Genomic DNA, 19801 nt, shown 5'->3' with positions numbered 1-19801 from the left:
CAAGGAACGGACGCTTCCTTTGTACTCACCCTCTCGGGCTTTCCTCCGGGCGCTTCCCTTCGGTCTTGCGTTTCCGACTCTATCAGACTCTTTCGCGTCCGATTCCCGGTCGAAGCGGGCCTTGCATTTTCGCTTTCCAGTTCTTCGCTTTCGCGCTTTCCCTTTCCGGCGAGTCCGACTCTATCAGATCCTTTCGGGCCTGATTCCCAGTCAGCGGGGCTTGTCATCCCGGCTGTTGGGCCGTTCCGACGAGTGAGACGTTAGCGGAATCCGGGGCCTCGACGCTAATCGGGGTGACGTTCCTTCGAACGCCGATTCCTCATTTCGCGAATGCGCACGCAGAGGCAGGCGACAACTGTCGCTCGCTCGTTGTGGTTACTGCGGAATGGCTGTCCGGGGACCGACCGGAGTCGGCGCTCACGTCGGACAACTCGGAGCACACTACGGACGCCGAGGGGGCGTGTCAACCCCGGTCCTCGTCGGGGTGCGGGCGAAGGCCAGGCGGTAGTCGCGGGGACTGGTGCCCAGGTGGGCCGCGAAGTGCTGGCGCATGGTGATGTCACTGCCGAAGCCCGTGCGGCGCGCCACCTCGGGCAGCGGGAGGTCGGTGCGCTCCAGCAGCTTCTGAGCTGCGGCGATGCGCTGGGTGATCAGCCAGCGCAACGGAGTGGTGCCGGTGCTCGCCTGGAAGTGGCGTGCGAAGGAGCGGGGTGACATGCCGGCCCGGTCGGCCAGCTCCGCCACCGTGTGCGGCTCCGCCAAACGGGTCAGGGCAAAGGCTCGGACATCGGCGAGCGCGTCGGCGCCGCGGTCCGTGTGCGGCGTGGGGTGCTCGATGAACTGAGCCTGCGTTCCGGTGCGGAAGGGAGCCGTGACCATCGAGCGCGCGATCGTCGCCGCCGCCTCGGCGCCCTGGGTCGTCCGTACGAGATGGAGGCAGAGGTCGATGCCGGCCGCGGTGCCGGCCGACGTCCAGAGGTTGTCGTCGTGGACGAACAGTGCGTCCGGTACGACGGTCACGGCGGGGTGGAGGCTGCGCAGGAGGTCGGTGAGGTTCCAGTGGGTGACTGCCCGGCGGCCGTCCAGCAGGCCCGCCTGGGCCAGGGTGAAGGCGCCTCCGCAGAGGGCGGCGATCGGCGTGGCCCGGGCATGGGCCCGGCGCAGGGCTTCGAGGACCGGCGCGGGGGCCTGTGTCACATGGTCGTCGAGCCCCGGGACGACGATCAGATCCGCCCGAGCCAGCCAGCTCAGCGTGCGGTCGGGGGTCAGGGAGAGACCACCGCGCAACGGGATGGGGGCGTCGGTGGCCGCGGTGCGGCGCAGGACGAAGGGCGGGACTCCGCGGTCCGTGCGGTCCACGCCCCACACCTCCGTGATGACGGAGACGTCGAACGCCCGGACCCCGGGAAAGGAGACGAGGGCGATCCGGGAGGGGGAGTGGCCGGCGGCCTCGGTCATGGGCATGGTGGCAGTAAAGCATCGGTCGATGGCTTTTCGACCTCTGGGCGGCCGCGCGGACGGGCGGCAGGATCGTAGCCATGGAGATCGCGGAGAACGCAGCACTGGTCGTGGTGGACGTACAGCAGGGTTTCGAGGAGGAGGCGTACTGGGGGCCGCGGAACAATCCCGGGGCGGACCGGAACATCGCCGGGCTGATCGATGCCTGGCAGTCGAGTGGGCGGCCGGTCGTCTTCGTGCGGCATGACTCGCCCAAGCCGGATTCGCCGTTGCGGGTGGGGTATCCCGGCAACGACTTCAAGCCGTACGTGGAGGAGCGGCGTGGGAAGGGCAGCGGGCCCGAGCTGTTTCTGACGAAGAGTGTGAATTCGGCGTTCTACGGGACCCCGGATCTGGGCGCGTGGCTGGGCGGCGCCGGGGTGCGGCAGATCGTGGTGGCCGGGATCCAGACCAATATGTGCGCGGAGACGACGGCGCGGATGGCGGGAAACCTGGGGTACGAGGTGTTCTTCGCGCTCGACGCGACGTACACCTTCGACGGGACGGGTCCCTGGGGGTGGACGCTCGGTGCGCAGGAACTGGCTCGGGCCACCGCCGTGTCGCTGCACGGCGGTGGCTTCGCGAAGGTGGTGCGCAGTGCGGAGCTGATCGCCGCCGCAGCGTAGGGCCCTGGTGGGGTGGCCCCCACCCGGGCGGTGGCTCAGCCATTGCCGGAGGCGAGTTCGCGGCTGCGGTCGCGGGCGGCTTCGAGGGCCGCGATGAGAGCGGCCCGGACACCGTGGTTCTCCAGTTCACGGATGGCGCTGATGGTGGTGCCGGCCGGGCTGGTCACGGCCTCGCGGAGCTTGACCGGGTGCTCGCCGCTGTCGCGGAGCATCACGGCGGCGCCGATGGCGGCCTGCACGATGAGGTCGTGGGCCTGGGCGCGGGGCAGGCCCAGCAGGATGCCCGCGTCCGTCATCGCCTCGACGAGGAAGTAGAAGTAGGCGGGGCCGGAGCCGGAGAGGGCGGTGGCCGCGTCCTGCTGGGACTCCGGGACGCGCAGGGTCTTGCCCACCCCGCCGAAGATCGCTTCGGCGGTGGCGAGGTGTGCGGTGGTGGCGTGGCTGCCCGCGGAGATGACGGACATGCCCTCGTCGACCAGGACGGGGGTGTTCGGCATGACCCGGACCACCGGGGTGCCCGCGGCGAGGCGCTCCTCGATGAACGCGGTCGTGATGCCGGCCGCGGCGCTGATGACCAGGCGGTCGGGCGTGGTGTGCGCGGAGAGCTCGTCCAGCAGGCGGCCCATGTCCTGGGGCTTGACCGCGAGGATGAGGATGTCGGCGCGCTTGGCGGCTTCGGCGTTGGTGACCGCGTCGACGCCGTAGCGGTCGTGGAGCTCTGCGGCCCGCTCGGAGCGGCGGGTGGTGACCAGCAGGTTTCCCGGGCGCCATCCGGCCCGGATCATGCCGCTGAGCAGGGCCTCGCCGATCTTGCCGGTGCCGAGGACTGCAACTGTCTGGGTCATGCGCTTCACCCTCCGGGCGGTGCTCACTGTTCTCGTGGCGCCATCCTCGCACCGGCCCGTCAGGCGGTGCGGCGGCGGAGGGTGGCTGCGCCGAGGGCGAGCACCAGGAGGGCGCAGCCGGCCACGATCGCGATGTCGCGGATGAAGTCGCCGGTGACGGCGGTGTGGTGGAGGACCTCGTTCATGCCGTCGACGGCGTACGACATGGGCAGCACGTCCGAGATCGCTTCGAGGGCGGGGGCCATCCGGTCCCGGGCGATGAAGAGTCCGCAGAGCAGGAGCTGCGGGAAGATCACGGCCGGCATGAACTGGACGGCCTGGAACTCGGAGGCCGCGAAGGCGGAGACGAACAGGCCGAGCGCCGTGCCGAGGAGGGCGTCGAGCAGGGCCACCAGGAGCAGCAGCCACGGAGATCCGGTGACGTCCAGGCCGAGCGCCCAGACCGAGAGGGCCGTGGCCAGGAGTGACTGGACGATGGCGACGGCGCCGAAGGCGAGGGCGTAGCCGGCGATCAGGTCGCCCTTGCCGAGCGGCATGGCGAGGAGTCGCTCCAAGGTGCCCGAGGTGCGTTCGCGCAGGGTGGCGATCGAGGTCACCAGGAACATCGTGATCAGCGGGAAGATCCCGAGGAGCGAGGCACCGATGGAGTCGAAGGTCCGAGGGCTTCCGTCGAACACGTACCGCAGCAGCGTGATCATCAGTACCGGGATCAGCAGCAGGAGTGCGATCGTGCGCGGGTCGTGGGTCAGCTGGCGCAGGACGCGGCCTGCGGTGGCGAGGGTGCGGGCGGCGCTCAGGGGCGGGGCGCTGTGGGTCGTCGTGCTCATCGGGCGTTCTCCTGACGGGTGGCGGCCGCGTCGACCAGGTGGAGGAAGGCTTCTTCGACGGTGTCGGTGCCGGCTCCCCTGCGCAGCGCCTCGGGGGTGTCGTCGGCGAGGATCTCGCCTTCGCGCATGAGGAGCAGCCGGTGGCAGCGCTCGGCCTCGTCCATGACGTGGGAGGAGACCAGCAGGGTCGTGCCGTGGTCGGCGGCGAGGCTGTGGAAGAGGTCCCAGAGGTCGCGTCTCAGCACCGGGTCGAGGCCGACGGTGGGCTCGTCCAGGACGAGGAGTTCGGGGGTGCCGAGCAGCGCCACGGCGAGGGAGACGCGGGTTCGCTGGCCGCCCGAGAGGGTGCCGGCGAGGTTGTCGGCGTGGCTGGACAGGTCGACCTCGGCGACGGCTCGGGCGACGGCCGCGCGGCGGGAGTCCCGGTGGCGGCGGCCCGGCTGGAGAATCGCCGCGAAGTAGTCGAGGTTCTGCCGGACGGTGAGGTCGGTGTAGACGGACGGGGCCTGGGTGACGTACCCGATCCGTGGGCGCAGGGTGGGGTGCCCTGCCGGACTGCCGAGGACGTCGAGCGTGCCGGTCACTTTGGCCTGGGTGCCGACGACGGCCCGCATGAGGGTGGATTTGCCGCAGCCGGAGGGGCCGAGGAGGCCGGTGATCCTGCCGGGTCCGACGGTGAAGTCGAGGCCTTTGAGGACGGTGCGGCTGCCTCGTACGACGGTGAGGTCGCGGGCCTCGATGGCGGCGCCCGGAGAATTCATCATGTGATGAATATTGATCCCGGCGGGGCGCCCCCGTCAAGGGACCGCCGCAGGGAAGGACCGGTCTGCGGCGGAAGGCGACGTTCGGGCCGACGACGCAGGCCTCCTCGGCCGTGCCGTCCGGGAAGAGCGGTGCGAGGTGCTCGCGCTCCCCGTCGACGAAGCGTCGGGTGGGCTCCGCCCCGAGGACCAGGAAGGCGGAGTGGGTGGCGAGGTAGGACGCGCCGGGTCCGGAGGACGCGGCGGCGCACGAAGGGGAGTTCGGTCGGCGGATCCCGGTGGCGGACCGGTCAGCCGTGGGCACTCGTGTCCTCGACGCCCGTCCCGACGCCAAGGGAGCGGCGCAGCCGGGTGTCCTGGGCCGCCGCCCACGGGACCCAGTGGTCGGAGACGTACCACCGGAGGGCGAGCGCGCCGCCCGGCCGCAGGACGCGCCGGGCCTCGGGGGTGGAGCGCCCGGGGTCGGTCCAGTGCCAGGACTGGGCGTACGTGATCAGGTCGGCGAAGGGGAGGCCGCTGCCGTCGCCCCGCGCCGGCGGGATGTGCGGCAGGGCGCGGTGGAGTTCGGCAGCCAGGCCCGGCCCCGGCTCCGCGGCGACGACATGGGCGCCGCGGTCGTGGAGGCGGCGGGTGGAGATGCCGGCGCCCGCACCCACGTCGATCGTGCGGGCACCGCGCGGGGAGCGGTCGGCGAGCTCCTCCACGGCGTCGAACAGGACGGCGGACGGGTGGCCGGGCGGGCGGCGGCGTACTGGGCAGCCGCCCGGTCGAAGAACAGGGCGCGGGAGGGGCGCGGGGTGTGGTGCGGGGAGCCGGTGGCAGTCATGGGGCATCGTGGCCCCGCCGGGCCTACTTGCGGCGGGCCTTCTTCGACTTGGCCGTCCTACGGGCTGCCGGGTTGCCGGTGCGGGACGAGCGGCGCTTCGCGAACCTGACCTGGGCTGCCTCGTACTCCGCACGCCGGAGCTTCTCGCCCGGTGCCTCGGTGAACGTACGGAAGAAGTACGCGAGGAGCGAGCCGATGAAGCCGATGGTCTTGAGGCCGCGCAGCGCGTCCTCGCGGCCCGGGTCGGCGGGGCGGCGGCCGAAGCCCTCCCACGTCCTGCGGAAGGCGACGGCGCTGCAGATGGCGAACATCACGACAACCAGCACGCCGACGAGGCTGCCGACGTCGGCGATCTCCAGGCCCTGGTAGGCGAAGCGCAGCACGAAGCAGGAGGCGACCGCGGCGGCGAGTGAACCCATGCCCGCGCCCAGGCGGCGGAACCCGTAGTTGCCGTCGTGGGCGACCCAGGTCGTGCCGAAGAAGCGGATGGGCTCGGGCTGCGGGCCGGGGGCCGTCGCGGGGGCGCCGGTGGGCGTCGCGCCCGACTCGATGGTGCCGGAAGCCGTGCCGTCGGGGATGTCGCTGTTCTCGGTCACGGGATCGAGTATCCCAGGGCGCAAAGCGGTCCGGCCCTGCCAGCCGTGCGCGGCTGGCCGTTCCCGCCGGCCGCGGTGCGCCGCAGTCCCGTCAGGTGCAGTCGCGGCGTACCGCCTCCGGGTCGCCGTCACCCGGGGCCGCGGGGTCGTCGCCCCGTGGCCCCGGTTCCTCGAGGGCGAGGGGGATCTCCGGCTCCTGGAGGGGGTGCCAGATGTTGCCGGCCTGGGCTGTGATCACGGCCAGGGCCGCCACGAAGACGAGGGAGGCCAGCAAGAAGGAGCCCTTCACGATGTCGGGGTCGGTGGGGGCGGCGCGGCGGAGCAGGAGGTAGGCGTGGACGGCAGGAGCTGCCGCGCCGAGGGCGTACGCCCGGAGGGCCAGGCCTCTGATCGTGGTGCCCAGGTGCCGGCGGGTGGCCGGGGCGTGGGTGAAGAGTTCCTTCAGGTGGGCGCGGACGGCGGACCGGAATCCGGGGTCGCGGCCGATGTCGCCGAGCCGTGGGCGGGTGGCACCCGGGTGCAGGGCGATGGCGCGGAACGCGGCCGCGGTGACCGGGTGCGCGGGCTCGGCTGCGGTCTCGGCCAACTCCAGGCTGTGCCCGCGGAGCAGGCCGTCCCGACGCAGCAGTCGGACGGCCACCTCGGCCGCGCGCGAGGCGTTGCGCGCCAGGGCGTCGGGTTGGTGGTCGGTCGAGCACAACGGCTCGGCGGCGCTCAGCAGGTCCGCGTGGTACGTGTCGAGCCCCGGCCAGGCCCGCACCTGCCGGACCATCCGGGACTCCACCGAGCGCCGCCACCACCGGGCCGCACCCAGGATGATGTTCACCCCGGCCAGCGAGACCAGGCAGGTCGTCAGCATTCCCATGGACACGACGATCGGCCACACGGTGGACGGCCCACAAGGCCCCGGTCCATACCGGCGTCCCCACCGTCCGGACTGTGCCGAATGAGGAACGGGGTACGTCCGCTGGTCCTCGGCCTCCCCCTCGCCGTCGTGGCCGTCCCTGGCGGCCGGACAGGCGCAGGCGGTCGGGACCTGTGGCTGCCTGCGCCCACGGCTCCCAGATGCCGCGAGGAGTCGATCGACGCCCCACGCGCCGCGCCCGGCCCCTCCGGGGAGGGGCCGGGCGCGGGTGGCTCGGCCGAGAGGGGCCGGCGGATCAGCCCAGCTTGGAGACGTCCCGGACGGCGCCGCGGTCCGCGCTCGTCGCCATGGCCGCGTAGGCGCGCAGGGCCGCCGAGACCTTGCGCTCGCGGTTCTTCGGCGCGTACACGCCGTTCAGCGCCTCGCGGCGGGTGGCCAGCTCGTCGTCGGCGACGAGGAGCTCGATCGAACGGTTCGGGATGTCGATCCGGATCCGGTCGCCGTCCTCCACGAGCGCGATCGTGCCGCCGGACGCCGCCTCGGGCGAGGCGTGACCGATGGACAGGCCCGAGGTGCCGCCCGAGAAGCGGCCGTCGGTGATCAGCGCGCAGGTCTTGCCGAGTCCGCGGCCCTTGAGGAAGGACGTGGGATAGAGCATCTCCTGCATGCCGGGGCCGCCGCGCGGGCCCTCGTAACGGATGACGACGACGTCGCCGTGCGTGATCTCCTTGCGGAGAATCTTGTCGACGGCCTCCTCCTGCGACTCGCAGACGACCGCCGGACCCTCGAAGGTCCAGATCGACTCGTCGACGCCGGCCGTCTTCACGACGCAGCCGTCCACGGCGATGTTGCCCTTGAGGACCGCGAGGCCGCCGTCCTTGGAGTACGCGTGCTCCACGTCACGGATGCAGCCGCCGGCCGCGTCCAGGTCGAGGGTGTCCCAGCGCTCGGACTGCGAGAAGGCGGTCGCGGAACGGACGCAGCCGGGGGCCGCGTGCCACAGCTCGACGGCCTCGGGGGACGGCGAGCCGCCGCGGACGTCCCAGTTCTTGAGCCACTCGGCCAGCGTGTCGGAGTGCACCGAGTGCACGTCCTCGTTGAGATGACCACCGCGGTGGAGCTCACCGAGGAGGGCGGGGATGCCGCCGGCCCGGTGGACGTCCTCCATGTAGTACGTGCCACCGGGGGCCACGTTGGGGGCGACCTTGGAGAGACACGGGACCCGGCGGGAGACCTCGTTGATGTCGTCGAGGTCGTACGCCAGCTCCGCCTCCTCGGCGGCGGCCAGCAGGTGCAGGATCGTGTTGGTCGAACCGCCCATCGCGATGTCCAGCGCCATGGCGTTGTCGAACGCGGCGCGGGTGCCGATGGAGCGCGGCAGGACCGTCTCGTCGTCCTGCTCGTAGTAGCGCTTGGTGATCTCGACGACCGTCCGGCCCGCGTCCTCGTACAGCGCCTTGCGGGCCGTGTGGGTGGCGAGGACGGAGCCGTTGCCGGGGAGGGAGAGGCCGAGGACCTCGGTCAGGCAGTTCATCGAGTTGGCGGTGAACATGCCGGAACAGCTGCCACAGGTGGGGCAGGCGTTCTCCTCGATGCGGAGGATGTCCTCGTCGGAGATGCTCTCGTCGACCGCGTCGCTGATCGCGTTGACCAGGTCGAGCTTGCGGACCGTGCCGTCGACGAGGGTGGCCTTGCCGGCCTCCATCGGACCGCCGGAGACGAAGACCGTGGGGATGTTGAGGCGCATCGCGGCCATCAGCATGCCGGGGGTGATCTTGTCGCAGTTCGAGATGCAGATCAGCGCGTCGGCGCAGTGCGCCTCGACCATGTACTCCACGCTGTCGGCGATGAGGTCGCGGGAGGGCAGGCTGTAGAGCATGCCGCCGTGGCCCATCGCGATGCCGTCGTCCACCGCGATCGTGTTGAACTCGCGGGGGACCGCGCCCGCCGCCTTGATCGCGTCGGAGACGATCCGGCCGACCGGAGCGAGGTGGGTGTGGCCGGGGACGAACTCGGTGAACGAGTTGGCGACCGCGATGATCGGCTTGCCGATGTCCTCGCTCGCTACGCCCGAGGCCCGCATAAGGGCGCGGGCGCCCGCCATGTTGCGACCGTGGGTGACTGTGCGGGACCTCAGCTGCGGCATCGTCTCTCGCTCCTTCGACAGAAAAGACTGGTTTCGAGCGTACGCCTGTGGTGCCAGGATCTGGACGGGGTGTCCGGAATGCGGGACTGGGTGCTCAGGGGCTGGGCGGGGGCGCGGCCGCCCCCGGGCCCCGCTCCTCAATCGCGGGAGGGGCTCGGTTCGCCCGGGGCGCCCTGAGCTGTGTCGTCCGTCAGGTAGCGCTGCAGGGTGGGGGCCACCATCGCGATGATCTTCTCCGGGTCCGCCGACGCCAGGGGCTCCGCCCGGAGCACGTACCGCAGCATCGCGATGCCCACCATGTGCGAGGCCGCGAGCTCCGCACGGAAGGTCGGGTCGGGTACGTCCAGCTGTTCCGCGATCCGGCCCAGCAGGCGCCGCAGCACGAAGCCGCGCAGCACGTTCGCCGCCGCCTCGTGGGTCAGGGCCGACCGCATGACCGCCAGCAGCGGGGTCCTGGACACCGGGTTCTCCCAGACCGCGATGAAGTAGCGGGCCAGCCGCTCCCCCAGGCCGTCCTTGTCACTGCCCAGGATGGCAGGGATCACCAGGGCGGGCTCGAAGGAGAGCTCGATCGCGGCGGCGAAGACCTCGTCCTTCGTGCCGAAGTAATGGTGGACCAGGGCGGCGTCCACGCCCGCCGCCTTCGCGATGCCGCGGACCGACGTCTTGTCGTAACCGCGTTCCGCGAACTCGGTGCGGGCGGCCTCCAGGATGCGGGTGCGCGCGTCGGGGCCGGTCGTCGCCGTGGTGCGGGCGGGGCGGCCGCGGCGCCTGGGGCCCGGTGCTTCGGCGCCCGGGGTCACGGGCGCGGCACCTGCGCGGAGGAGGCGAGGTGCAGCCGGGTGAAGGCGAGCGCCTCGGCCAGGTCGGCCTCGCGTTCGGCGGTGGACATCGCGCGGCGCGTGTTGACCTCGATGACGACATGGCCGTCGAAGCCCGTACGGGCCAGCCGCTCCAGCAGTTCGGCACAGGGCTGGTCGCCCCGGCCGGGCACCAGGTGCTCGTCCTTGCCGGAGCCCTTGCCGTCGGCCAGGTGGACGTGGGCCAGCCGGTCGCCCATCCGGTCGACCATCGCCATGCCGTCCGTACGCGCCGTGGAGGTGTGCGACAGGTCGACGGTGAAGTGCCGGTAGTCGTCGTTGGTGACGTCCCAGTCGGGGGCGTACGCGAGCATCTCCCGGTCCCGGTAGCGCCACGGGTACATGTTCTCGACGGCGAACCGGACGTCGGTCTCGTCCGCCATCCGCCAGATCCCGGTGACGAAGTCGCGCGCGTACTGCCGCTGCCAGCGGAACGGCGGATGGACGACGACGGTCGACGCACCGAGCTTCTCCGCCGCGGCGCGCGCCCGCTGGAGCTTGACCCAGGGATCGGTGGACCAGACCCGCTGCGTGATCAGCAGACAGGGGGCGTGAACGGCCAGTATCGGCATCCGGTGGTAGTCCGAGAGCCGGCGCAGGGCCTCGATGTCCTGGCTGACGGGGTCGGTCCAGACCATGACCTCGACGCCGTCGTACCCGAGGCGCGCGGCGATCTCGAAGGCCGTCGCCGTCGACTCCGGATAGACCGAGGCCGTCGACAGGGCGACCTTCGCATCCGGGATGCGCACCACTGGTTCTGCCACGCAGACAGCGTACGGGCAGCGGTACGCGTCGCCGAGAGGGTCCGGCGGAAAGTGAGAAGGGCCATGACGTGACACGCCCGTGGGCGGTCCGTCAGTTCAGGGCCACGTCCTCGGTGGACGTCAGGTGGTCCAGGCGGCGCAGGATCACACCCTCGCGCAGGGCCCAGGGGCAGATCTCCAGGTCCTCGACGCCCAAAAGGTCCATCGCCCCCTCCGCGACCAGCGCGCCGGCCAGCAGCTGGGCGGACCGGCCCTCGGAGACACCGGGCAGGTTCCCGCGCTCCTCCACCGTCATCCCGGCCAGCTTCGGCACCCACTCCTCCAGGGCCTTGCGGCTGAGGGTGCGCTGCACGTACTGGCCCTCGGTGGAGCGTGCGGCGCCCGCGATCCTGGCGAGCTGTTTGAAGGTCTTGGACGTGGCCACGACGTGGTCGGGGCGGCCGAAGCGGGTGAACTCGCCGACGCTGCGGGCGATCCGCGCCCGTACGTGGCGGCGCAGCTCTTTCACCTGTGCCGGCTCCGGCGGATCGCCGGCCAGCCAGCCGGCCGTGAGGCGGCCCGCGCCCAGGGGAAGCGACACGGCCGCGTCCGGCTCCTCGTCCATGCCGTACGCGACCTCCAGCGAACCACCGCCGATGTCCAGGAGCAGCAGCTTGCCCGCCGACCAGCCGAACCAGCGCCGGGCGGCGAGGAAGGTGAGGCGTGCCTCCTCCGTGCCGCTGAGGACGGCGAGGTCGACGCCCGTCTCGTCACGCACCCGGGCGAGCACCTTGTCGGCGTTGCTCGCCTCCCGCACCGCGGAGGTGGCGAACGCCAGCACGTCCTCGCAGCCCTTGTCCTCGGCGGCCTGGAGCGCATCGGCGATCGTCGTCACCAGCCGGTCGACACCGAGCGGGCCGATCGCCCCGTCCCCTTCGAGGAGCTCGGCCAGCCGCAGCTCCGCCTTGTGCGAGTGCGCGGGCAGCGGGCGGGCGCCGGGGTGCGCGTCGACCACCAGCAGATGAACCGTGTTCGACCCCACGTCGAGGACTCCGAGTCTCATACGCAGAACGCTACTGCGGCTGCAAAGGGCAACGGACCGGCGCATCCCGTGCCGCTGCGCCCCACCCATGCGCCGGTCGGTCTTACTCTGGGCGCGTGCCAAAGACGAAAAAGGCGAAGCCGGGCAAAGTCACGAAGAAGCAGAAGACGAAGCAGGAGATGCAGCAGCCGCAGACAGAGGGGCCCCACGGGCCCGACGAGACGGGGATCGACTTCGCGCGGGCGTGGGTGGAGTTCCCGGACCCCGCCGACGACGAGCAGGTCTTCCGCTGTGACCTGACCTGGCTGACGTCCAGGTGGACCTGCATCTTCGGCAGTGGCTGCCAGGGCATCCAGGCCGGTCGCGCGGACGACGGGTGCTGCACCCTGGGTGCCCACTTCTCGGACGAGGACGACGAGAAGCGGGTGGCCGGGCACGTGGCGCGGCTCACCCCGGAGCTGTGGCAGTTCCACGACGTGGGTACGGAGTCGGGCTGGGTCCAGACCGATGACGACGGCGAGCGCCAGACGCGGCGCTGGGAGGGTTCCTGCATCTTCCAGAACCGTCCCGGCTTTGCCGCGGGGGCCGGCTGCTCCCTGCACATCCTGGCGCTGCGGGAGGGCAAGGAGCCCCTGGAGACCAAACCGGACGTGTGCTGGCAGCTGCCGGTCCGGCGGACGTACGACTGGATCGACCGGCCCGACGACACGCGGGTGCTCCAGGTGTCGATCGGTGAGTACGACCGGCGGGGCTGGGGGCCGGGCGGGCACGACCTGCACTGGTGGTGCACCTCGGCGACGTCGGCGCACGGTGCCGGGGAGCCCGTGTACGTGTCGTACCGGCCGGAGCTCACGGAGCTGATGGGCAAGGAGGCGTACGACCGGCTGGTCGAGCTGTGCGAGGAGCGGCTCTCCTCGCTGCTGCCCATGGCTCCCCACCCGGCGGACCCCACGTAACTCCCGGGCCACGGGCCCGTCAGTCCGCCGCCGGCGGGATGCTCGGGCCCTTGCCCGGGTCGCTCGGGTCCGGGGAGCCCGTCGGGTCCGGGGACGGGCTGGTCGGTTCCGTCGGCGGCGGGGTGCTGTCCGTCGGGTCGGGTGTCGGCGTGGGTGTCGGATCGGGATCCGGTGAGGACGGCGACGGTTCCTCCGGAACGGGCGGGTGCGGACGGGCCGGCCCGCTCGGCAGGGGTGGCCGCGGCGCGTCGGTGGGTGCCCGCCGCCCGTACCCGTGCATGGCCACGACCGACCCCGAGGGGGCGACGGCGATCCGTGCCGTCCAGTACCCGGCGGGTTCGCGCGCGTGGTCCACGAGTACGCGGATCGTGATGCTGTCGCCCGCCGCGAGCGTTCCCGACGTGGTGCTCAGGCGCAGCCACGACTGGCCTGTGCCGGCCGACCAGACGACCGGTCCCGCCTTCGACGCGATGAGCGTGATCGTCGTCGTGCCGCCGGACGAGCGGGCCTCGACGGTGAGGCGGCCCGCGCCTGCCCCTCCCCCGCCCCGGGCCGGGTCCGCGCCCACGCTGATGACCTCGGCCGAGACGTCCGGGAGGCCGCCCCCGTCCGTGAAGTCGGGGCCGGGCTCGGGACGCGCGTTGCCCGCGTTCTCGTAGTGGCCGTACGGGTCGTCGCTTCCGTGTCCGTCGTCCGCCTCGGTCGCGGTGACCGCCGAACCGTCGCGCCCCTCGCCGGTGAGCGGCGCGCCCCGGTAGGCGGACCACAGGGCGATCACGGGGGCGGCGACGACCGTGGCGACCACCGTCGTCGTCATCACCCTGGAACGCAGCCGGTCCCGGCGGGCGGCGTGGTCCTTCGGGTCCATCGGGAAGCCGGTGCGGTCGAACCGGGGAGTGGCGGACCGATTCTTCTGATGCTTCTGAGCCTGCATCATCGCCACATAGGCGGAGGGGCGCGGCGCCTCGACGACCGCCAGCGCGGCCACGGCAGTGACCGCGGCCCCCGGCCAGGGGCCCTGGGCGCCGGCCCGCTCGGCCGCGCGCCGGCAGCTCGGGCAGTCGTCCACATGCCGTACGAGCTCGCGGCGCAGGGTGGCGGAGAGCAGCACCCGGTGGTCATCGGTGAGCCTGCCGACCGCGGGGCAGTTGCCCTTCTCGACTACGGCGAGGGCGGCCCTCGTCCGTTCCACTTCGCAGGCCGCCGCGGCCAGCAGTTCCCGGGCGGTCGCAGGTTCCAGCCCGAGGACGGCGGCGACCGCACGCGGGGTGAGCCGGTGGCGCACCGCGAGCTCCAGCGCCTCGCGCTGTTCGGGGGTGGTGCCCGCCGCCTCGGGCCAGGCCAGCTGGGCCAGCTCGCGGCGGTGCGCCTCGGCGGCCACGGGGCTCTCCCCGGACGCGGCGGGCGCCCCGGATGCCGACGCGGCGGACCGGGGTGCGGAGGCCGCGAGGGGCGTTGCGGACGTGGTCTTCGGGGCGTGCGCGGTCGCGGGCGTACGCCGTCCTGCGTGGCCTGCCGGCACGGCGGGGCGGTGGTCGTCCTGCGTCCTGGCCGGCTGCCTGCGCGCCTGCGGGCCGTCGGGCCTGCGGTGCGCCCGGCGGCCCTGCTTCTGCTCCCCGAGCCTGCGCAGGCACATCCACCTGGCCAGCGCGTACAGCCAGGTTTTACGTTCCTCCTCGCCGGTGGGGCACCGGCCGTTCTGCCGCTCGGCCAGCGCCAGTACGCCGCCGAGCGCCTCCGTGGCGGCGTCGTGGTCGCAGAGCACGGAGAGGCAGTACGTGAACAGGCCGTCGAGATGCGGCTCGTAACGGGCGGGCGGCTGCTTCGGCGTGGAGTGGGGCGCACGGTGCTGCGCCCGGTGTGCGCCGGGGGTGTTCGTCGGGGTCTCCAGCCTGCTGCTCGTCACCTTGCGACCGTAGGCAGGGCAGGGCATGGCACTCGCACCTCTTGAGCACTTTTAACCCTTACGGGTGAACGTATCGCTCAATAAGGGACAGGAACCCATAGTTCCGCGCCCTCCGCCGGGGCGCCGCTCCCGCGCACGCCCTGCGCCGGGCCGCACTGTCCGACCCCACCTATACGGTGGCGCCATGGCTGCCCGTACGAAATCCGCGAAGGACCGGCCGTCCTACCGCTGCACCGAATGCGGCTGGACGACCGCCAAGTGGCTCGGCCGCTGCCCGGAGTGCCAGGCGTGGGGGACGGTCGAGGAGTTCGGCGGCGCCCCTGCGGTCCGCACCACGGCAGCCGGTCGCGTCTCCACCGCCGCGCTCCCCATCGGCCAGGTCGACAGCCGCCAGGCCACAGCCCGCTCGACGGGTGTCGGCGAGCTGGACCGGGTGCTGGGGGGCGGGCTGGTTCCCGGTGCCGTCGTCCTGCTCGCGGGCGAGCCGGGCGTGGGGAAGTCCACATTGCTGCTGGACGTGGCGGCCAAGGCCGCGAGCGACGAGCACCGCACCTTGTACGTCACGGCCGAGGAGTCCGCCAGCCAGGTCAGGATGCGTGCCGACCGGATCCGGGCGATCAACGACCACCTGTACCTGGCCGCCGAGACCGATCTGTCCGCTGTCCTCGGCCATCTGGACGCCGTCAAGCCCTCCCTGCTCGTCCTGGACTCCGTACAGACCGTCGCCTCCCCCGAGATCGAGGGCGCGCCCGGCGGGATGGCGCAGGTCCGCGAGGTCGCCGGGGCGCTGATCCGTGCCTCCAAGGAGCGCGGCATGGCGACCCTGCTGGTCGGCCACGTCACGAAGGACGGCGCGATCGCCGGGCCCCGGCTGCTGGAGCACCTGGTCGACGTGGTGCTGTCCTTCGAGGGGGACCGGCATGCCCGGCTCCGGCTCGTGCGCGGGGTCAAGAACCGCTACGGGGCGACCGACGAGGTCGGCTGCTTCGAGCTCCACGACGAGGGCATCACCGGCCTCGCCGACCCCTCGGGCCTCTTCCTCACCCGCCGCGACGAGCCCGTGCCCGGCACCTGCCTGACCGTCACCCTGGAGGGCAAGCGCCCCCTGGTCGCCGAGGTACAGGCGCTCACCGTCGATTCCCAGATCCCCTCGCCCCGACGCACCACCTCGGGCCTCGAGACCTCCCGGGTGTCGATGATGCTGGCCGTCCTGGAGCAGCGCGGCCGGATCAGCTCGCTGGGCAAGCGGGACATCTACAGCGCCACGGTCGGCGGCGTGAAGCTCACCGAGCCGGCCGCGGACCTCGCGATCGCGCTCGCCCTGGCCAGCGCCGCGAGCGACACACCGCTGCCGAAGAACCTGGTGGCGATCGGTGAGGTGGGTCTCGCGGGCGAGGTCAGAAGGGTCACCGGGGTCCAGCGGAGACTGGCCGAGGCATACCGTCTGGGCTTCACCCACGCACTGGTTCCGACCGATCCGGGAAAGGTCCCGCCCGGTATGAAGGTCACGGAAGTCGCCAACATGGGCGATGCGCTCAGGGTGCTCCCGCGCCGCTCTCGCGCACAGGCCCCACAGGAGGACGGCGCACGCCGGTAGACTTTGCCCTGGTCTCGCCCGTCCGTACGAACGGTATGAGGGACGTAGGGTCTTTCGTCTGGATCAGGAACGGTCCGGAGGAGAGGCCCTGAGGGCACCGCAAACCTGTGACCGGAGGAGTGCAGTGGCAGCCAGCGACCGGGCAGCATCGCCCGGAAAGTCCGGCCAAGGCACCGGTAACGAGGCGCTGATGCGCGCCTCGTTGACCGCCGTCGCGCCCGGAATGGCCCTGCGGGACGGCCTGGAGCGCATCCTCCGCGGCAACACCGGCGGGCTGATCGTGCTCGGCATGGACAGGACCGTCGAGTCGATGTGCACCGGCGGCTTCGTGCTGGACGTGGAATTCACCGCGACCCGGCTGCGGGAGCTCGCCAAGCTCGACGGGGCACTGATCCTCGACAAGGACATGACCAAGATCCTGCGGGCCGGCGTCCAGCTGGTCCCGGACGCCTCGATCCCCACCGAGGAGACGGGCACCCGGCACCGCACGGCGGACCGGGTCTCCAAGCAGTGCAACTTCCCGGTGGTCTCGGTCTCGCAGTCGATGCACCTGATCGCGCTGTACGTGGACGGGGAGCGCCGGGTCCTGGAGGAGTCGGCCGCTATCCTCTCCCGCGCCAACCAGGCGCTCGCCACGCTGGAGCGGTACAAGCTCCGGCTCGACGAGGTCGCGGGCACGCTCTCCGCCCTGGAGATCGAGGACCTCGTGACGGTCCGGGACGTGACGGCGGTCGCCCAGCGTCTGGAGATGGTCCGCCGGATCGCGATCGAGATCGCCGAGTACGTGGTGGAGCTCGGGACCGACGGCCGGCTTCTCTCGCTCCAGCTCGACGAGTTGATCGCGGGCGTGGAGCCGGAGCGCGAACTGGTCGTGCGGGACTACGTACCGGAGCCGACCGCGAAGCGCTCGCGTACGGTGACGGAGGCGCTCACCGAGCTCGATGCGCTGTCCCACACCGAGCTGCTCGAACTCCCGGTCGTGGCAAGGGCGCTGGGATACAGCGGCTCTCCGGAGACGCTCGACTCGGCGGTGTCGCCGCGCGGCTTCCGGCTGCTGGCGAAGGTGCCGCGGCTGCCCGGGGCGATCATCGACCGGCTGGTGGAGCACTTCGGCGGCCTGCAGAAGCTGCTCGCCGCGAGCGTCGACGATCTCCAGACGGTGGACGGCGTCGGCGAGGCGCGGGCGCGCAGCGTGCGCGAAGGGCTGTCGCGCCTGGCCGAGTCGTCGATCCTCGAGCGGTACGTGTAGCCGAGGCCGCGGCCTCCGGGCCCGCACGCCAGGGCCCTCCGCGCGCCCTGGCCGTGCGCGCGCCCAGGTCTACGCACGGTCTACGCACGCCGGGTCCACGCGGGCCTCGGCGCTGCATACACCCGCCCGGACCTCCGCACGCCCGCCCCTCCGCGATCTACCTCGCGGTCAGGACTTCACGGCCGGCCATGCACGGCCAGCACCTCACGGCCAGCCCTCCGCGGCCGGCTCTCCACCGTCAGTCCTTCGCGAGGACGAACGAGGCGCGCTGCACGGGCTCGCCCGCGGCCTTGGCCTCGACCAGATACGTGCCCGGGCCCGCGGCCCCCGCAGGCGGCGTCGCGCACTTCGGGGCGCTCTTCGCGCGGTCCCACTCCACGGCGTGCTCGACGGTCGCCCCCGCAGGCACCCTCAGCAGCACGGCCGCCGCGTTGCGCGGGCAGTCCTTGGAGGACCAGACCTCTTCGTCGTCACCGCCGGCTTCCGTGACGGTGAGGACCGCGGACTTGGGGCCGAAGTCGGCCTTGCACGCGGTGGACGAGGTGTTCGTGGCGATCAGCCGGAACTTGGGCTTCTCGCCGGGCCCGTAACGGAGTTCCGTCTTCAGCGTCAGCCGAAGCGCGGCGGGCGCGCAGTCCGGGAGCGGGGAGCCGGCCGGGAGCTGCTGCCCCGCGGTCGTGCCGCCCGAACCGCCACTCGCGACGGAACCGGCCTCCGTGTCCGAGCCGTTGCCGGCGCCGCCGCCCCCTTCGCCCGCTCCGTCGGAGCCCGCGTCCGAACTTCCGCCGCTGCCCCCGTCGCTGCCGCCGGCGTCGCCCGACTCGTCGCGCCCGCCCGGCTGTTCACTGATGGCCGGGCCGGAACCGGAGGGCCCCGGCGTGATGGAGTTCGCGGGACCGGAGCCGGGAGCCCGCGAGTCGTCGTGATTCCCCTTGCCGCCACCGTTGGTGACGGCCCATACGACCAGCAACGCGAGCAGCGCAATCAGCGTCGCCGCTACCGCCCTCCGTCGCCAGTAGATGGTGGAGGGAAGCGGCCCGATCGGATTACGCAGAGATCCCACGGCGCAAACTGTACGAGAGAACAGCACCAACTCCCGCCCCACCCGCCGCCACAGGCCTCCAAGTTTTGCCGATCATCATCCCGGGCGGGCCTGTTGCCTCTCCGGAGAGGGGTGCGGACACCCTGAGCGACACCTCGGACACCTGGAGTGACGCCCTCGCACGGTCCATGGGCCAGTTGCCGCAACGGCTCGCGGGGCGTGCGGCCACTTGCCGGAACGCGAGTCCGGTGGGGCGCGGAAAGACGGGGGGCCCTATCACTCCAAGGGCTCTTATGAGGGGCGACACCCCCGTGCCCCTGACCCTCGTCTGCAGTTCCATGCCAGGATCGACGGTGCGATGACTGCCACGACTGCGACACAGACGCCCCCCACCTCCCTCCACACTCCCGTCATCGGGTGGTTCGACCAGCACGCCCGCGATCTGCCCTGGCGCCGCCCCGAAGCGGGCGCCTGGGGCGTGATGGTGAGTGAGTTCATGCTGCAGCAGACCCCCGTCAACCGGGTCCTCCCGGTGTACGAGCAGTGGCTGGCCCGCTGGCCGCGACCCGCCGACCTCGCAGCACAGCCGCCCGGCGAGGCGGTCCGCGCCTGGGGCCGGCTCGGCTACCCGCGGCGGGCCCTGCGCCTGCACGGCGCCGCCCAGGCCATAACGGAACGCCACGGAGGCGACGTACCGAGCGAGCACGCCCAGCTGCTCGCCCTGCCCGGGATCGGCGAGTACACGGCGGCCGCCGTGGCCTCGTTCGCCTACCGGCAGCGGCACGCCGTCCTCGACACGAACGTCCGCAGGGTGTTCGCCCGGGCCGCGACCGGCATCCAGTACCCGCCGAACGCGACCACCGCAGCCGAGCGCAAGCTCGCCCGCGCCCTGCTGCCGGACGAGGACGAGCAGGCGGCGCAGTGGGCGGCCGCGACGATGGAGCTCGGCGCCCTCGTCTGCACCGCGAAGAACGAGGACTGCTCGCGCTGCCCGATCGCCGGGCAGTGTGCCTGGCGGCTGGCCGGCAAGCCCGCTCACCAGGGGCCGCCGCGCCGCGGCCAGACCTACGCCGGCACGGACCGGCAGGTGCGCGGCAGGCTGCTCGCGGTGCTCCGCGAGGCGGTGAACCCCGTGCCCCAGTCGGCGCTCGACGCGGTGTGGGAGGAGCCGGTGCAGCGCGCCCGCGCGCTGGACGGCCTGGTCTCCGACGGCCTGGTCGAACCGCTGGCGGGCGGCCAGTACCGGTTGCCACTGACCTGACCCGACCGACCGGACCGGCCGGTTCCGCTCCTGCGGGGCCTTTGTCCCCCCTCCTCCTGCGCTGTTACACAACCGATGGACAGCCGTGCGTCGGCGTACGGCTGCTCCGCACAGCCTCGTGACAACAGCTCCGTAGCGTCACCGACGTCAGCCCGA

18 protein-coding genes are annotated in these 19801 nt (G+C 72.3%); 5 read left to right on the top strand and 13 right to left on the bottom strand.

The features are described from left to right. Positions 1-441: 441 nt before the first annotated feature. Positions 442-1458: a helix-turn-helix domain-containing protein gene (locus ABZ434_RS11125; RefSeq protein WP_359134198.1), complete on the bottom strand. Its 1017-nt coding sequence runs from the start codon at positions 1456-1458 to the stop codon at positions 442-444. 80 nt (positions 1459-1538) lie between these two features. Here ABZ434_RS11125 and ABZ434_RS11120 point away from each other — a divergent pair, with 80 nt between their 5' ends. After that, the gene (locus ABZ434_RS11120) at positions 1539-2123 is read left to right on the top strand and encodes a cysteine hydrolase family protein (RefSeq protein WP_359134170.1); all 585 of its coding nucleotides are present in this window, start codon (positions 1539-1541) and stop codon (positions 2121-2123) included. 35 nt (positions 2124-2158) lie between these two features. On the opposite strand, the gene proC is transcribed toward ABZ434_RS11120, so the two are convergent. From proC to ABZ434_RS11070, 10 genes are all read right to left on the bottom strand, one after another. Continuing rightward, on the bottom strand, positions 2159-2968 hold the full coding sequence (gene proC / locus ABZ434_RS11115) for a pyrroline-5-carboxylate reductase (RefSeq protein WP_359134169.1): 810 nt from the start codon (positions 2966-2968) through the stop codon (positions 2159-2161). 59 nt (positions 2969-3027) lie between these two features. Then, positions 3028-3795, bottom strand: coding sequence for an ABC transporter permease (locus ABZ434_RS11110; protein ID WP_359134167.1), 768 nt, complete (start codon positions 3793-3795; stop codon positions 3028-3030). After that, complete coding sequence (locus ABZ434_RS11105) at positions 3792-4559, bottom strand: ABC transporter ATP-binding protein (protein ID WP_359134165.1); 768 nt, start codon at positions 4557-4559, stop codon at positions 3792-3794. Before ABZ434_RS11105 ends, ABZ434_RS11110 begins: the two co-directional genes overlap by 4 nt. A 287-nt stretch (positions 4560-4846) precedes the next feature. Further along, on the bottom strand, positions 4847-5260 hold the full coding sequence (locus tag ABZ434_RS11100; protein ID WP_359134162.1) for a class I SAM-dependent methyltransferase: 414 nt from the start codon (positions 5258-5260) through the stop codon (positions 4847-4849). A 145-nt stretch (positions 5261-5405) separates the two neighbouring features. Further along, positions 5406-5978 carry a hypothetical protein gene (locus tag ABZ434_RS11095; RefSeq protein WP_359134160.1) on the bottom strand — a complete coding sequence of 191 codons (573 nt, stop codon included), beginning with the start codon at positions 5976-5978 and terminating at the stop codon, positions 5406-5408. 91 nt (positions 5979-6069) lie between these two features. Beyond that, positions 6070-6843, bottom strand: coding sequence for a hypothetical protein (locus ABZ434_RS11090; RefSeq protein ID WP_359134157.1), 774 nt, complete (start codon positions 6841-6843; stop codon positions 6070-6072). Positions 6844-7138: 295 nt separating this feature from the next. Next, positions 7139-8989 carry a dihydroxy-acid dehydratase gene (gene ilvD, locus ABZ434_RS11085; RefSeq protein ID WP_359134154.1) on the bottom strand — a complete coding sequence of 617 codons (1851 nt, stop codon included), beginning with the start codon at positions 8987-8989 and terminating at the stop codon, positions 7139-7141. Positions 8990-9126: 137 nt separating this feature from the next. Beyond that, the gene (locus tag ABZ434_RS11080; protein ID WP_359134151.1) at positions 9127-9792 is read right to left on the bottom strand and encodes a TetR family transcriptional regulator; all 666 of its coding nucleotides are present in this window, start codon (positions 9790-9792) and stop codon (positions 9127-9129) included. Then, positions 9789-10613 (bottom strand): sugar phosphate isomerase/epimerase, encoded by an 825-nt coding sequence (locus ABZ434_RS11075; protein WP_359134148.1) that lies wholly within the window; start codon positions 10611-10613, stop codon positions 9789-9791. Before ABZ434_RS11075 ends, ABZ434_RS11080 begins: the two co-directional genes overlap by 4 nt. A 91-nt stretch (positions 10614-10704) precedes the next feature. Continuing rightward, entirely contained in the window at positions 10705-11655 is a 951-nt protein-coding gene (locus ABZ434_RS11070) for a Ppx/GppA phosphatase family protein (protein WP_359134145.1), read from the bottom strand. Positions 11656-11750: 95 nt separating this feature from the next. On the opposite strand from ABZ434_RS11070, the gene ABZ434_RS11065 reads away from it, so the two are divergent. Further along, a complete protein-coding gene (locus ABZ434_RS11065; RefSeq protein ID WP_359134143.1) occupies positions 11751-12590 on the top strand; it encodes a hypothetical protein in 840 nt (279 codons plus the stop codon). A 19-nt stretch (positions 12591-12609) separates the two neighbouring features. On the opposite strand, the gene ABZ434_RS11060 is transcribed toward ABZ434_RS11065, so the two are convergent. Then, on the bottom strand, positions 12610-14496 hold the full coding sequence (locus ABZ434_RS11060) for a hypothetical protein (RefSeq protein ID WP_359134141.1): 1887 nt from the start codon (positions 14494-14496) through the stop codon (positions 12610-12612). A 184-nt stretch (positions 14497-14680) separates the two neighbouring features. Between ABZ434_RS11060 and radA the strand changes: the two genes are divergently transcribed. Beyond that, a complete protein-coding gene (gene radA / locus ABZ434_RS11055) occupies positions 14681-16093 on the top strand; it encodes a DNA repair protein RadA (RefSeq protein ID WP_359134138.1) in 1413 nt (470 codons plus the stop codon). A gap of 124 nt (positions 16094-16217) precedes the next feature. After that, the gene (gene disA, locus ABZ434_RS11050; RefSeq protein WP_359134136.1) at positions 16218-17342 is read left to right on the top strand and encodes a DNA integrity scanning diadenylate cyclase DisA; all 1125 of its coding nucleotides are present in this window, start codon (positions 16218-16220) and stop codon (positions 17340-17342) included. Positions 17343-17580: 238 nt separating this feature from the next. On the opposite strand, the gene ABZ434_RS11045 is transcribed toward disA, so the two are convergent. Beyond that, on the bottom strand, positions 17581-18363 hold the full coding sequence (locus ABZ434_RS11045; protein ID WP_359134196.1) for a hypothetical protein: 783 nt from the start codon (positions 18361-18363) through the stop codon (positions 17581-17583). A gap of 379 nt (positions 18364-18742) precedes the next feature. Between ABZ434_RS11045 and ABZ434_RS11040 the strand changes: the two genes are divergently transcribed. Next, positions 18743-19645: an A/G-specific adenine glycosylase gene (locus ABZ434_RS11040; RefSeq protein WP_359134133.1), complete on the top strand. Its 903-nt coding sequence runs from the start codon at positions 18743-18745 to the stop codon at positions 19643-19645. The last annotated feature ends 156 nt before the right edge of the window (positions 19646-19801 follow it).

Origin of the sequence: Streptomyces sp. NPDC005761, assembly GCF_040630635.1 — a bacterium.
Lineage (GTDB): Bacteria > Actinomycetota > Actinomycetes > Streptomycetales > Streptomycetaceae > Streptomyces.
The sequence above is the reverse complement of the archived record's forward strand: the minus strand, read 5'-3'. Positions and strand labels throughout refer to the sequence as shown.

Bases quoted from the DNA above. Each gene is read 5' to 3' on its own strand.
- ABZ434_RS11120 (WP_359134170.1), top strand. From the start codon at position 1,539: ATGGAGATCGCGGAGAACGCAGCACTGGTCGTGGTGGACGTACAGCAG.
- ilvD (WP_359134154.1), bottom strand. From the start codon at position 8,989: ATGCCGCAGCTGAGGTCCCGCACAGTCACCCACGGTCGCAACATGGCG.
- proC (WP_359134169.1), bottom strand. From the start codon at position 2,968: ATGACCCAGACAGTTGCAGTCCTCGGCACCGGCAAGATCGGCGAGGCC.
- ABZ434_RS11110 (WP_359134167.1), bottom strand. From the start codon at position 3,795: ATGAGCACGACGACCCACAGCGCCCCGCCCCTGAGCGCCGCCCGCACC.
- radA (WP_359134138.1), top strand. From the start codon at position 14,681: ATGGCTGCCCGTACGAAATCCGCGAAGGACCGGCCGTCCTACCGCTGC.
- ABZ434_RS11070 (WP_359134145.1), bottom strand. From the start codon at position 11,655: ATGAGACTCGGAGTCCTCGACGTGGGGTCGAACACGGTTCATCTGCTG.
- ABZ434_RS11105 (WP_359134165.1), bottom strand. From the start codon at position 4,559: ATGATGAATTCTCCGGGCGCCGCCATCGAGGCCCGCGACCTCACCGTC.
- ABZ434_RS11040 (WP_359134133.1), top strand. From the start codon at position 18,743: ATGACTGCCACGACTGCGACACAGACGCCCCCCACCTCCCTCCACACT.
- ABZ434_RS11090 (WP_359134157.1), bottom strand. From the start codon at position 6,843: ATGGGAATGCTGACGACCTGCCTGGTCTCGCTGGCCGGGGTGAACATC.
- ABZ434_RS11125 (WP_359134198.1), bottom strand. From the start codon at position 1,458: ATGACCGAGGCCGCCGGCCACTCCCCCTCCCGGATCGCCCTCGTCTCC.